At 64.9% G+C, this 13,929-nt stretch carries 8 protein-coding genes; 6 read left to right on the top strand and 2 right to left on the bottom strand.

Features of this window, described 5'->3' with window-relative positions:
• The 5 genes from IFT54_RS18895 to IFT54_RS18875 form a co-directional block, all read left to right on the top strand.
• Nucleotides 1-2,204, top strand: a 2,204-nt coding sequence (locus IFT54_RS18895; RefSeq protein WP_342354873.1) for a TonB-dependent receptor, incomplete at its 5' end; no start/stop codon positions are given.
• A complete protein-coding gene (locus tag IFT54_RS18890) occupies nucleotides 2,191-3,648 on the top strand; it encodes a PepSY domain-containing protein (protein ID WP_192071772.1) in 1,458 nt (485 codons plus the stop codon). The genes IFT54_RS18895 and IFT54_RS18890, both read left to right, overlap by 14 nt.
• A gap of 499 nt (nucleotides 3,649-4,147) precedes the next feature.
• On the top strand, nucleotides 4,148-5,086 hold the full coding sequence (gene kdgD / locus IFT54_RS18885; protein ID WP_192071771.1) for a 5-dehydro-4-deoxyglucarate dehydratase: 939 nt from the start codon (nucleotides 4,148-4,150) through the stop codon (nucleotides 5,084-5,086).
• Between the two features lie 31 nt (nucleotides 5,087-5,117).
• Nucleotides 5,118-6,008, top strand: coding sequence for a LysR substrate-binding domain-containing protein (locus IFT54_RS18880; RefSeq protein ID WP_234387677.1), 891 nt, complete (start codon nucleotides 5,118-5,120; stop codon nucleotides 6,006-6,008).
• Nucleotides 6,005-7,549 (top strand): carboxylesterase/lipase family protein, encoded by a 1,545-nt coding sequence (locus IFT54_RS18875; protein WP_342354872.1) that lies wholly within the window; start codon nucleotides 6,005-6,007, stop codon nucleotides 7,547-7,549. The genes IFT54_RS18880 and IFT54_RS18875 overlap by 4 nt, the downstream gene beginning before the upstream one ends.
• On the opposite strand, the gene IFT54_RS18870 is transcribed toward IFT54_RS18875, so the two are convergent.
• Both IFT54_RS18870 and IFT54_RS18865 read right to left on the bottom strand, forming a co-directional pair.
• On the bottom strand, nucleotides 7,546-9,381 hold the full coding sequence (locus IFT54_RS18870) for a hypothetical protein (RefSeq protein ID WP_031396689.1): 1,836 nt from the start codon (nucleotides 9,379-9,381) through the stop codon (nucleotides 7,546-7,548). The genes IFT54_RS18875 and IFT54_RS18870 overlap by 4 nt on opposite strands.
• On the bottom strand, nucleotides 9,378-10,730 hold the full coding sequence (locus IFT54_RS18865; RefSeq protein ID WP_192071769.1) for an MFS transporter: 1,353 nt from the start codon (nucleotides 10,728-10,730) through the stop codon (nucleotides 9,378-9,380). Before IFT54_RS18865 ends, IFT54_RS18870 begins: the two co-directional genes overlap by 4 nt.
• A gap of 283 nt (nucleotides 10,731-11,013) precedes the next feature.
• On the opposite strand from IFT54_RS18865, the gene IFT54_RS18860 reads away from it, so the two are divergent.
• Nucleotides 11,014-13,893: a TonB-dependent receptor gene (locus IFT54_RS18860; protein ID WP_192071768.1), complete on the top strand. Its 2,880-nt coding sequence runs from the start codon at nucleotides 11,014-11,016 to the stop codon at nucleotides 13,891-13,893.
• The last annotated feature ends 36 nt before the right edge of the window (nucleotides 13,894-13,929 follow it).

The raw sequence follows: 13,929 nt of genomic DNA, 5'->3' as shown, positions 1-13,929 counted from the left end.
CGGGTTCGCTCGACGCCCCGGGGATTACCGTAATGCCATTCCTATTGTCTCGCCTCGCGGTGGCGGGGGCTTTGCTGTCACCTGTTTTCGCAGCACCGCTCAACGCTCAGTCTTTGCCTGTCTCGGACAATGAGGACATTCTGGTTGTCGGCCAGCAGGCGCGCGACACGCTCACCACGCCGAACGCGACCGGCAGCCGCCTGGGCCTCACGCCGCTCGAGACCCCCGCGACGATCTCGGTCATCGATGGCGCCACGATCCGCGCGCGCGGCGACCTGTCGGTGATCGACGCGACGAGCCGCGCACCGGGCATCAGCAACGCTGGAAACCCCGGCAATGGCGGCACCGCGCTCGCCGCGCGCGGCTTCAGCGGCCAGGGATCCGTGCTTCAGCTGATCGACGGTATAAGGCTGTTCCCGGCTGCCGGCACGATAACCTTTCCGACCGATCCGTGGATGGTCGAGCGGATCGACATCCTGAGCGGCCCAGCCTCGGTGCTCTACGGCCAGGGCGCGCTGGGCGGTGCGGTGAATGTCGTGATGCGCAAACCCGATACGCAGCGGACGCACGTGGAGGGCGAGATCGGCTACGGCTCGCAGGACAGCTTCCATGTCGCGGCGGGCGCAGGCGGGCCGATCACCGAGCGCCTCTCCTATCGCATCGACGGCAGCTATCGCCGATCGGACGGCTATGTCGATCGTGGCCAGTCGCGCAGCCATGCCGTCTCGGGCACGCTGCGCTGGGCACCGACCGACACGCTCGTCGTCACCGCACGGGACGATTACGGCGACCAGAAGCCGATGCGCTATTTCGGCACGCCGCTGATCGAAGGACGGCTCGACGACCGCATCGGGGAGCGAAACTACAACACACGCGATGGCTTTATCCGCTACCGCGACAACCGTACCAGCCTGCAGGTCGACTGGACGCCGAGCGATGCGGTCACCGTCAGCAACCAGGCCTATCGTCTCACCTCCAAACGCTCCTGGCTCAATCTCGAAACCTATTGCTGGATCGCCGCGGACGGCGTCTGCGCCAACGGCAGCGGCAACACCGGCACACCGGGGCGCATCCTGCGCACCGACATGACCGGCATCGTCCACGATCAGACGCAATGGGGCGATCAGGGCAGCGTGACGCTCAGGACAGGCATCGCCGATGGCGTCAGCAACGACTTTGTCGTGGGCTTTGACGTCAACCTCATCAAACTCACCTACTCCCACAACTTCGGTTCGGACCCCCAGGTTTCGGAGGTCGATCCTTTAGCGTTCGATCCAGGTCCGATCGTCGACACGCAGGGGATCGCACCGCGCTACCGTACGCGCACCACCGAATATGCGGTCTTTGCCGAGGACCGGCTGAAACTCGGCACGCATGTCTCGATCGTCGGTGGCGTGCGCTACGAGCACGACAAGATCCGCCGCTGGTCGATCGACTATCCAGGCGGCGTCAGCACCGAGACGTTCGCGCTCGACAAGCGGCTGCATAACGTGACCTGGCGGGTCGGTAGCGTCTATCAGCCGATCCCGACGGTGTCGCTCTATGCGCAGTATGCCACCGGCGTGGATCCTCTGGGGACGCTGACCACCTATTCGACCGGGCAGGTTCAGTTCAGCAACGCGGTCGGCGACCAAGTTGAGGTCGGCGCCAAGGCGGTGTTCCTCGACGGTCGCGGCACCGCCACCCTCGCCGCCTATCGCATAGTCAAGAAACGCCTGCTGGCACAGTTGACCCCGACGAGCCCGGTCGAGCAGGTCGGCCAGCGATCGGCCAGGGGGATCGAGGCCGCGGTATCGCTCGATCTGCCCTACGGCGTCGGGATCGATGCAAACGGCAGCGTGCTCAACGCGACGTTCGACGACTTCGTCTCCGGCGGCTCGAGCTTCGACGGCAACACCCCGCCAGACGTCCCCGAGACGCTTGCCAATCTCTGGCTGCGTTTGAACGCAACGCGCTCGCTCCAGGCGCGCGCCGGGCTGCGCTACGTCGGGCGTCGTTATTCGGACAACGCCAACAGCTTCCGCGTCCCCAGCTACACCACGGTCGATGCCACGCTTTCCTTTGCGGTGACACCACGCCTGGCGGTCAATATCCACGGCTACAACCTGTTTGACCGGGCCTACGCGCTAAACACGTACAACAATCAGCAGTGGGTCCTTGGCCGTCCCCGCTCGGTCGACGTTTCGCTTCGTGCCAGCTTTTAACGCCCTCAGGCGGCCGGCGCTTGGCAAGACTGCCCGGCGCTGGCTGTACCTCGTTCATCGCTGGATCGGCATCGCCAGCTGCCTGTTCTTCGCCATGTGGTTTCTGTCCGGGCTGGTGATGGTCTACGTGCCTTATCCCTCCCTCTCGCCAGCCGATAAGCTGGCTGGGAGCGAGGCGATCGACTGGGCAGCAGTGAACGTGCCGCCCCCGCTGGACGGCGGACGGCTATCGCAGGAGCTGTTCCTCGAGATGCGCGACGGCGCGCCTGTCTGGCGCGTGACCGGGTGGGATGGAACGCACACCACTCTCGCCGCCAGTCGCGGTACCGTCCTGCGGCCAGTCGATGCTCGTTACGCCGGTCGGGTCGCTGGCCGCTTTGCCAACGCACCGACGAGGCACGTAGAACGGCTGACCCGGGATCAGTGGACGGTTGCTGGCGGCTTCGATCGACACCGTCCACTTTGGAAGGTTGCGCTTGCCGACGCGTCCGGCACGGAGGCCTATGTGTCGTCGAATACGGGCGCCGTCTTTCAAGTGACCACCCGTCGCGAGCGGTTCTGGAATTGGCTCGGCTCGGTGCCGCACTGGCTCTATCCGACGGTTCTAAGACAGGATCAAACGGCTTGGCGTCAGGTCGTGCTATGGGTGTCTGGTCCCTGCATCGCCGCGGCGGTCGCGGGGATGTGGATCGGCATCCTGCGGACCCGCATTGGCGCACGGCGCTTCAAAGGCGGGCGAATGACGCCCTACGACGGCTGGATGCTGTGGCATCATGTCGCGGGGCTGGTGGGTGGTATCTTCCTGATCGCCTGGATCTTCAGCGGATGGCTGTCGGTCGATCCCGGCCATCTGTTTCGCGGGACGAAGCCAGACGATGCGGCTGTGCGGATCTATCAGGCATCTGATCCGATGCCGGACCTAGCACTCGACCGGCTCCGCATAGCAGGCGAGGGTGCGGTGATAGCGCAGTTGACTCACCATGCGGGAACCCCCCTCGTCCTGCTGTCCTATCACGACGGGCGGCGAGTAGTGTTGAATGCGGTCACACTCGCGCCATCCCAAGCTACAGAGGTGGCCATCGTGAGGGCCGTACGTCATCTGGAGAGCTCCGCGCCGCTACTCTCGGTCGATTGCCTGACGGCGCCCGATGCATACTGGTATGCGGTCGGGATGCTACCGCGTCTACCAGTGTTGCGGCTGCGTTTTGCCGATCCGGCGCAGACTTGGTTCTATGTCGATCCCGCTACCGGGGAAGTTCTCCGGACGGTCGATGAACGACAGAGGGCGTACCGCTGGGTATTCGACCTCCTCCACAGATGGGATCTGAACACGCTGACATTGCACCGGCCGGCCTGGGATGGACTGATCTGGCTGTTCTCGATCGCCGGTGTGGTGACATCAATAAGCGGTATCTGGCTTGGGTGGAAAAGACTTATCCGATGACTGGGCGGACCCACAAGCAGACGTTCAGGCCTCTTCCCTCACTTCCCAACTTCGGACGCTGGTTCATATTTGCACGAAAGGCGGCAGCGGTCCTCAAAACAAGATTACACCGACATTCGCGCGGTCTTTCCCGCTTTCCTGCGTTGGCCATTCGTTTATTTGGTTGGACGTCAACTCGCTCCGCTTTCTGTACGGTCCACATGGAAGACAAACAGCCATGGCAGTCGTGAAGTGACATATTTGGGAACGCCGATTGCCCGACCATCCGTGGGTTGTCGTCCGGTCTCGATTCCGCCGATAAATAGTGTCAAGATTGCGATCGAATTCACATACTACCAAGCCTCGCGCGGTAGGAAGATCATGCCCCAACGAGATCGAGCTACTACGCGCATTGATCGAGCGCGCCTTTGGTTTGGACCCGCACGGCCACGCAACCTACCAAGATCCTCGACATGGCTGCGACACGAGCGCGGACCAAACGATCGAGGGGATGCACGTTATGACGACCATGAGCCCGACTGAGATGGCGCAGCGCCTTGGCGGCGGATTACTGTCGTTTCCCGTCACGCATTTCGATGCCGACGGCGCGTTCGTCGAGGACGGGTATCGAAAGCATTGCGCCTGGATGCTCGAGCACGAACTGTCCGGCCTGTTCGCGGCGGGCGGCACGGGCGAGTTCTTTTCGCTGACGCCAGCCGAAGTCGCGCAGGTCGTCGGCGCCGCGGTGGCCGAAGCCGGCGGACGTCTGCCGGTGATCTCGGGCTGTGGCTACGGCACCTCGATCGCCACCGGGATCGCACGCGATGCGGAGAAGGCCGGCGCGGACGGCCTGTTGCTGCTGCCCCCCTATCTGGTCGGATCGAAGCAGGAGGGGCTTGCCGCGCATGTCGAGGCGGTCTGCAAGGCGACCGGGCTAGGCGTGATCGTCTACAACCGCGACAATGCGATCCTCGACGACGATACGCTGGCCGGGCTGTGCGACCGCAATCCCAACCTCGTCGGCTTCAAGGACGGCGTCGGCGACATCGAGCTGATGACGCGCGTCTATGCGCGAATGGGCGACCGGCTGACCTATATCGGCGGCCTGCCGACCGCCGAAACGTTCGCGACGCCGTATCTAACGATGGGCGTCACGACCTATTCGTCGGCGATCTTCAACTTCCTGCCCGAATGGGCGCTGGCGTTCTACAAGGCCGTGCGCGCCGACGACCGGGTCGAGGTGCTGAACCAGCTGCGCGATTTCGTGCTGCCCTACATCACGCTGCGCAACCAGGGCCGCGGTTATGCGGTGTCAATCGTCAAGGCGGGCATGCGTGTCGTCGGCCGCGATGCCGGGCCGGTGCGCTCGCCGCTGACCGATTTGTCCGCAGCCGAGGACGAGCGGCTCCGCGTGCTGATCGAGAAGGTCGCCCCCACCGCTCTTGCCAAGGCGGCGTGACAGCGGGCGAAAACCGACGGATAGTGCGGCGATGATGTTCGAACTCAGCCAGCTTCGCTGCTTCGTCGCCGCCGCCGAGGAACTCCATTTCGGGCGCGCGGCACAGCGCCTGAACATGACGCAATCGCCGCTCAGCCGACAAATCCAGCTGCTCGAGCGGATCCTCGACGTGACGCTGCTCGAACGCACCAGCCGGCAGGTGAGCCTGACGCCCGCCGGTCGCGTGTTCCTGATCGAGGCGCGGCGGATCGTCCGGCTGTCGGAGAGTGCGGCGCTGTCGGCGCGGCGCGTGGCGAAGGGCGATGCGGGACGCGTAGCGATCGGCTTCACCGCGGTGTCGGGGTATAATCTGGTGCCGCAGATCGTCGCGCAAGCGAGAGCGAGCCTGCCCAATATCGACCTCGAACTGCGCGAGATGGTGACGACCGACCAAGTCGATGCGCTGCTGACCGGGCTGATCGACATCGGCTTCGTGCGGCCGCCGCTCGATCGTCACGAGTTCGACACCGTCTGCGTACAGGTCGAGCCGCTCGTCGTCGCGCTACCCGCGGGGGATCCGCGACAGGCGAAGGCGGTGCTCGAACTGGGTGATTTCGATGGCCTGCCGCTGATCATGTATGCGCGGCAGGGCGCGGGGTATTTCCACCAGATGCTTATCGGGCTGTTCGACGCGGCCGGCGTGTCGCCGCACTATGTCCAGCACGTGACGCAGATCCATTCGATGCTGGGGCTCGTCCATGCCGGCCTCGCCGCGGCAATCGTGCCGGAATCCGCATCGGGGCTGCACATGAACGACGTGCAATTCCGCCGGCTTGCGACCGAGCCCGAGAAGCCGGTCGAGCTGCACATGGCGTGGCGGCGCGACAACGGTAACCCGGCGCTGGAGCCGATGCGGCGACTGTGCGCCGAAACCGCGGCGTGATCGACCGGCGCGCGGTGCTCGCCGGGCTCGTAGCGACACCGGCGCTGGTTGCTGCGCGTACACCGGCGAGCCCCGTCGCGACGACGCGATACGGGCGGGTGCGCGGGACGGTCGACCGGGACGTGCTGGTCTTTCGCGGGGTGCGCTACGGCGCGGATACGCGGGCGCGACGGTTTGCACATGCGGTGCCGCCGACGCCGTGGAACGACATTGCCGACGCGACGCGCTACGGCGCAGCCTCGCCACAGACCAAGGCCACCGAGGCGACCAGCGAGGATTGCCTGTTCCTCAACGTCTGGACGCCTGCGCTCGACGCGTCGCGCCGGCCGGTCATGGTCTATATCCACGGCGGCGCGCATGCGCACGGGTCCGGGTCCGATCCGCTGTATGATGGCGGCAATCTTGTGCGGCGCGGCGACGTGGTGGTCGTTACCTTGAACCACCGGCTGGCGGCGCTCGGCTACGCGTATCTCGCGCAGCTTGGCGGGCCGGCGGAGTCGGGGAACGTCGGCAATCTCGACATCGTCCTCGCGCTGCAATGGGTGCGCGACAACATCACGGCGTTCGGCGGCGATCCGGGGCGAGTGATGCTGTTTGGCCAATCGGGTGGTGGCGCCAAGATCGTCACGCTGATGGCGATGGCGGAGGCGCGCCCGCTGTTTCACGCCGCCGCGACGATGAGCGGCCAGCACGTTACGGCGGCCGGGCCGAACCACGCGACGATCCGGTCGCGGGCGTTCATGGCGAAGGCGGGCGCGAGCGACTTTCCGACGCTGAAGGTGCTGCCGATCAATCGGCTGGTCGAGGCGATGGCGACGACCGATCCGATCGAAGGCAAGGGTGAGATCAGCTTTACCTCAACGCTCGATCATCATGTGCTGACGCGTCATCCGTTCTTTCCCGACGCCCCGCGCGAGGCGGCGCATATCCCGCTGATCGTCGGCAATACGCATGACGAGACCGGGTTGTGGATTGGGGAAATCCTGAAGCGCGGCGACACGAGTTGGGAGAACCTACCCGCGCGGTTGGTGCGGGAGATGACCAAGGACCTCGCCCCCGATCACGTCATCGCGCGCTACCGCGACCTCTATCCCGATCGGACGCCGGGGCAGATCCTGCTGGCGGCATCGACCGCGGGTCGGTCCTGGCCCGGGCATCTGATCCAGGCCGAGGAACGCGCGAAGATCGGTGCGCCGACCTGGATGTATCAGCTCGACTTTCCTTCGCCGGAGGCGGGCGGCGTGCTCGGCGCGTTCCATACGCTCGATATCGGCCTAGTGTTCGACAATACGCAGCAGCCGAGCGCGCGGACGGGTGATGGGCCGGAGGCGAGACGGCTGGCCGGGCGGATGGCGGATGCGTTCATCGCGATGGCGCGGACCGGCGATCCGAACTGTGCGAGCGTGCCGATCTGGCGTCACTATGATCTGGTGCGACGCTCGACGATGATCTTCGATCGGGCAGTGCGGATGGAAGACGATCCCCGGCGCGAGGAACGCCTGCTGTTCGCGGTTGCGCCGTATATCAAGCCGGGCGGCTAGCGGTCCCACGGAAAGGCGAGCGTCGGGCGGTTGGCGTAGCGGCGCATGCGCAGGCTCAAGCGCGCACCGGCGCCGGGCTCGAGCCGGATCGTGACCGCGGCGCCGGCGACGTCGGTCGTGCGGCCGTCGATCGTCACAGCGTCTATCCGGTGCTCGGCATAGGCGCCGCCTTGCACCACCACCGTCCGCGGCTGGCTGTTGCTCAGGTTTACCAGCGTCACATCGGTCGTCGTGTCGCCCAGCGTATGCACGAGCGCAGTGACGTCCTCCGGCACGCCGGCGCGTTTGCGATCCGCGTCGAAATAGCGGAGCCGGCAGTGGAGCGGGACGCCGCCTTGCGATGGCGAAGTCTTCGACCAGGACGGGCGGGCAATGTGCAGGCCGCCGGTCATCAGCTGGACTAGGCTGGTGACGTTGGCCGGGTTAATGTCGATCGGCCAGTCTGCGAGCCGGGTTTCCGGCGTCGTCGGATCGGACACGCGCGCAGCGACACGGTCGGCGACGGCCTTCAGGTCCGCGCGCAACGCGGTTACGGCGTAGCTCGGGTTCTTGCCTTCGAGGAAGCTCACCCACGGATGATCGCCGGCAGCCGCGCGATCGGCGGGCGCCTGCGACATGTACCATATCTCGAAGCCGTTGGTCTTGAACGGACCAGGTTGCCAGCCATACCAGCCGTCCGCACCGTGCATCGTCGGCGTAGACAGCACACCGCCGATCGTCTTGGCCTGTGCATTGATCCGCGCGGTCTGGCGGCGCCAGACGTCGATATAGCGCTGATCGCCGGTCAGCAGCGTGCCGGTCATGAACGCGGTGATCGAACGGGGTATGCGGTTGCGGTTCTCGCGCTTGCCGGTCTGCGGCACGATCGGCGAGAAGCCCCAGCCATAGACGCCACTCCACCAGTCGCGCGGGACGATGCCATCCAGACCGACGCGGCTGGGGATGATGTCGCCGTTCGCTTTTGCCCGGCCAACCCACGCGTCGAGATAGTCGAGCGCCCAGGTCCGGTATCGATCCCCTGCCCCCAGCGCATACGCGTTGAGCCCTATCGTCGTCGCCTGAAGGTTGAGCGGATTGTCGCCGACGACGTCGCCATAGTCGGCATAATGCGCGAGCGTCTGCGCGTACGTCGTCTCGCCGTGTTCCATGTGGAAGCGTTCGCCGGCGGCGAACGGATCGCCCGCCCAGTCGAGCTCGGTCGCGCGGCGCAGCATCGGCCCCCGACTTCCGTTCATCAGGCTGCGCATGATCCGCAGCTTGGGGTCGTAGTTGCGTGTGGTCGGATCGCGGCCGGTGTAGAAGTCGGCGTAGCGACGCGTGCGCTCGATCAGCTTCAGGTCGCGCGGGCCGGACAGCCCCATCATGTTGAAGGTCGTCAGCCCTTCCGCATTGTGCTGCCAGTCCATCTGGACAGGAAACTCGCGAAAATACATCCCCTTGCGTGCGATCGGCACGTCGACCGTGCGCGCGGCGGTGAACTGCTTGAGGTGCCCCTCCCACGCCCGTGCGTACAGGTCGCGGATACGATCGGGACCGCCCAGCGCGTGCAGGATCGCCCAGTCGTTCGTTGCTTCCGCCGCATCGTCGGGACCATCGTTCGCACCCCAGCGCTCGAACACGCGCAGCCAGCCGCGACTGTCGATATACTTTGCGTAGAACGCTTCGCAGGCTTCGGCATTGGCAGTGAGCAAGCGGCGTTGCAGGACGGCCCATTCCGGCGCTGCCATAGGCGTTGTAACCCGCAACGTCGCTGGCGCCGCACGAACGGCGGCAGGCAATGTGGCGAGCGCGGCCGCGGCACCCCCGAGCAGCGTACGTCGATCGACGGTCATGCGGCCAGCTCGACACGGCGGATCGGACCGACGATCACCAGGAACGAGAAGATCGTGAGCAGGCAATGCGCGCCAACGAACACCAGCGCCCAATCGAACGAGCCCGTAGCGCCGACGATAAAGCCGATGACGATCGGCGTGACGATCCCGGCGACGTTGCCGAACATGTTGAACACCCCGCTGGTCAGCCCGGCGAGCTGCTTTGGCGCGACGTCCGACATCACTGCCCAACCGAGCGACGCGACGCCCTTGCCGAAGAACGCAACCGCCATCAGCGTGACGACCAGCCATTCCCCCTCGACGAACACGCAGGCGATGATCAGCGTCGCCAGCAGCATCCCGAACACCAGCGGCACTTTGCGCGCGATGTCGATCGAGCCGGTGCGCTTGAGCAGCAGGTCGGACGTGTAGCCACCGACGAGCCCGCCGACGAAGCCGCACAGCGCTGGTGCGGCGGCGGCGAAGCCGGCTTCCATGATGTTCAGCCCGCGTTCCTTGACCAGGTAGATCGGGAACCAGGTGACGAAGAAATAGGTCAGCACGTTGATGCAATACTGGCCGAGATAGATGCCGAGCAGCATCCGGTTCGCGAGCAGCTGGCGCAGGTTCGTCCACGAGAAGGCCTGCGGGCGATTGGCAGCATCCTCCATCCGGATCAGCCCGCCGCCCGCCTCGATATGCGCGAGTTCGGCGGCGTTGATCTTCGGATGGCGGACCGGGCTGTGGATGTAGCGGACGAACAGTGCCGTCGCAGCCAGGCCGATCGCGCCCATCACCCAGAACACCGCGCGCCAGCCATAGCTGTGCACCAGCCAGCCCATCAGCGGGGCGAAGGCGACGAGCGAGAAATACTGCGCCGAATTGAAGATCGCCGACGCGGTGCCACGCTCGGCACCGGGAAACCAGGCGGCGACGAGGCGGGCGTTGCCAGGAAACGACGGCGCCTCGGCAAGGCCGACGAGAAACCGCAGCACAAACAGCATGGCAACTGCGGACACGCCCGCGATCACCCCGGTCAGCCCCTGTGTGGCCGTGAACAGCGACCAAGCGAGGATTGCACCAGCATAGACGCGCTTCGTACCGAACTTGTCGAGCAGCAGCCCGCCGGGGATCTGCGCGAGGACATAGGCCCAGGCGAAGGCGGACAGGATAAAGCCGGTCTGTACCGACGACAGCCCGAGTTCGGTCGATGCAGCAGACCCCGCGATCGAGAAGGTCGCACGGTCGGCATAGTTGATCGACGTGATCAGGAAGATGAGCGCGATCACGCGGTATCGCACCGCGGTCGGACGCCCGGTCACGCCTCCTGTGACCGCATCTTCGGCGGGGGATGATGCGGCGATCGTCATGCTTCGCTCTCCAGTCCAGCACTCGATCTGCGCGAGTGTTCGAGTTCGGTGTATCGACCAGAATGGGGTCGGTCCAAGTCCTAAAACGGGTTGATCGAGCCAACCCATGACTTGATCCGAGAACGAAGCGTTATGCGGGTCTTCGATCAGTGCATCGTTCGCATCGATCGATGTCGGAATGAGATTGGCTTAGGCGACCGCACCCGGCCTAACACAGATTGCGACAGACCGGCTCCAACGAAGCCGGCAGCGGGCACATCGTGCCGGAGTTAGGGGAGTGAGTATGACTGGGATCCGCAGCTTCAAATCCGTGTTGGCCATGTCGAGCGCGATCGTCGCCTGCTCTCTGGCGACGATGGGCCACGCCCAGAGCGTGCCGGAAACGACCGCGCAGAAGGAAGCGCGCGCCGCTGGCAACACCACCGATACCGACACTCCCCCCGCTTCCCCTGCCCTGCCGCCCGAGCAGAACGTGACCGGTGCGCCGCTCGCTGCGGATGCGCCGGATATCGTCGTGACCGGGTTCCGCGCGAGCCTGAACAGCGCGATCAACATCAAGCGCACGCAGACCGCGACCGTCGACGTCATCAAGGCGGAAGACATCGCCGAGTTTCCCGACCTCAACCTGGCGGAATCGTTGCAGCGCATCCCCGGCGTCTCGATCAGCCGCGTCAACGGCGAAGGCCGCAACATCTCAGTGCGGGGCCTCGGCCCCGACTATACGCGTGTCCGGATCAACGGCATGGAGGCGATCGGCACCACCGGCGGTACCGATAATTCGGGCGGCGTGAACCGTGGCCGCGGGTTCGATTTCAACATCTTCTCGTCCGACCTGTTCAACAGCATCGCGGTCCGCAAGACCGCCACCGCCGACGTCGAGGAGGGTTCGCTCGGCGGCACCGTCGACCTGCAGTCGTCGCGCCCGTTCGACTACAAGAAGGCCACCGCGGTCATCTCGGCGAGCGCCAGCTACAACGACCTGCGCGAGAAGGTGACGCCAAAGATTTCGGGACTGATCACCAAGACGTCGGATGACGGCCGGTTCGGCGTCCTGCTGTCGGTCGCGTATGAAGAGCGTGCGATCAAGGAGGAAGGCGCGAACATCACGCGCTGGACGTATGGCGGGTTCAACGCCGGGTTCAACGCCGCGTCGCGGTTGCCGGGCAAGACGCTCGCACAGATCAACGATCCGAACCCCGTAACCGGGCTGTACCATCCGCGTATTCCCGGCCTCGTCAGCTACGACATCTTCCAGAAGCGGCTGGGTGCGGCAGGATCGGTCCAGTTCCAGCCTACCCCCAAGACGCTGATCTCGCTCGACGCGCTCTATTCGCGGCTCGACGGCACGCGCAAGGAATCGCAGCTGCAGGCGATCAGCTTCAGCCGGTCGGGCACTGGCAAGCCACAGACGGTCATCCGCGACGGCGTGGTGGACGGCGACAACAACATCATCAGCGGCACGTTCGACAACGTCGATCTGCGCACGCAGTCGCGCTACGACAAGCTGGTCACCGATTTTTACCAGGTCACCGGTACGCTCGACCAGAAGTTCGGCGAGAATTTCAAGATCGGTGCGGTCGTCGGCTATGCGGATTCGGCGTTCAGCAACCCGATCCAGTCGACCGTGACGATCGATGCGGCCAACACGCCCAATTTCTTCTACGATTTCCGCATGCGGTTTCCGACGATCAAGCCCGGCGTGGACCTGACCAACCCGAACAGCTTCGCCTTCGTCAACGGCACGTCGGAAGTCCGCATCCGTCCGCAGACCGTCAACAACAGCTTCACCAACGCCAAGACGTTTGCCGAGTGGACGGTCAATCCTTTGCTAAAGCTGAAGGTCGGCGTCGACTGGCGCCGGTTCGACTACAGCTCGACCGAGCAGCGGCGTCTGTCGGGCGAGTCGGTCGTGCAGACGCTGACGCCCGCACAGCTCGCCGCGGCGACGACGCTCTTCTCAGGCTTCGGCAAGGGGCTCGACACACCAGCCGGTACGCCGACGGCATGGGTCGTCCCCGATCTCGCCAAGTTCGCCGAGCTCTACGGGATCTACTCGAACCCACTCTACGCGACCGGTGGGGTGAACAATGCCAGCGCACGCGGATCGTTCATCACGGTGCGTGAGGACGATATCGGCGGCTGGGGCATGGCGGAGTTCAACTTCGCCGATCGCGGGCTGCCGATCCGCGGCGATGTCGGCGTGCGCTACGCCAACACCGACCAGCGCTCGACCGGCTACGCAGGACAGGGCGTCGCGACCAACCTCGTCGTCGCGGACCGGAGCTATCATCGCTGGTTGCCGTCAGGGAACCTGGTGATGGACGTCACCGATACGTTGCTGGTGCGCCTCGCAGCGGCAAAGACGCTCGCGCGCGCCGGAATCTCGGCGATCGCACCGGGTGGCAACCTCAGCGTTTCGGGCGGCAACCGTACGTTCAGCAGCGGCAACCCCGATTTGACGCCGACGGAATCGGACAATCTCGACGTTTCGGTCGAATGGTATCCGACGCGCGGCGCGATCTATGCGGTGTCGGCGTTCCAGAAGGACATCGGCACCTTCGTACAGTCGCTGAGCACCACCGTTCCGTTCAGCAGCCTGGGCCTGCCGGACTCGCTCCTGGCCGGTACGAGCGCATCACCGACCGATCTGTTTATCGTCAGCCAGCCGGTCAACTCGAGCGGTGGCCGGCTCAAGGGCTTCGAGGTCAACGTGCAACAGCCCTTCAGCTTCCTGCCGGGCTTCCTGTCCAACTTCGGCGTGCTGGCGAACTACACGCACGTGACGTCGAACATCCAATACCTGACGTCGGCGACCGGTGGTGCATCGGTGATCGCGCCGTTGATCGGGCTTTCGAGGCATGCCGCTAACGGCACGCTGTATTTCGAAACCGCAAAATTCCAGATCCGCGGCTCGATCGCCTATCGATCGCGCTATCTGACTGCGGTGCCTGGCACCGAGGGCAACGCGTATAACGGCACGAGCGGCACGACCAACGTCGACGCGCAAATGTCGTACAACCTGACCGACAACCTCAAGTTCAGCATCGAGGCGATCAACCTCACCGATCAGGTCAACGATCAGTTCGTCGACGAGACCAACCGCCTGAATGTGCTGACGCATAGCGGCCGTCAGTTCACGGCGGGAATGCGTTTCTCGTTCTGATGGTTCGGTGCTGTCCGGCTGGATGGTGACAACCAT

This window comes from Sphingomonas sp. CFBP 13714 (genome assembly GCF_014842205.1).
Taxonomy (GTDB): domain Bacteria; phylum Pseudomonadota; class Alphaproteobacteria; order Sphingomonadales; family Sphingomonadaceae; genus Sphingomonas; species Sphingomonas aerolata.
This window is presented reverse-complemented; position numbering and strand designations above follow the sequence as displayed.

Excerpts from the sequence above, each read along its gene's own strand:
- kdgD (WP_192071771.1), top strand. The coding sequence starts at position 4,148 with ATGACGACCATGAGCCCGACTGAGATGGCGCAGCGCCTTGGCGGCGGA.
- IFT54_RS18880 (WP_234387677.1), top strand. The coding sequence starts at position 5,118 with ATGATGTTCGAACTCAGCCAGCTTCGCTGCTTCGTCGCCGCCGCCGAG.
- IFT54_RS18870 (WP_031396689.1), bottom strand. The coding sequence starts at position 9,381 with ATGACCGTCGATCGACGTACGCTGCTCGGGGGTGCCGCGGCCGCGCTC.
- IFT54_RS18865 (WP_192071769.1), bottom strand. The coding sequence starts at position 10,730 with ATGACGATCGCCGCATCATCCCCCGCCGAAGATGCGGTCACAGGAGGC.
- IFT54_RS18860 (WP_192071768.1), top strand. The coding sequence starts at position 11,014 with ATGACTGGGATCCGCAGCTTCAAATCCGTGTTGGCCATGTCGAGCGCG.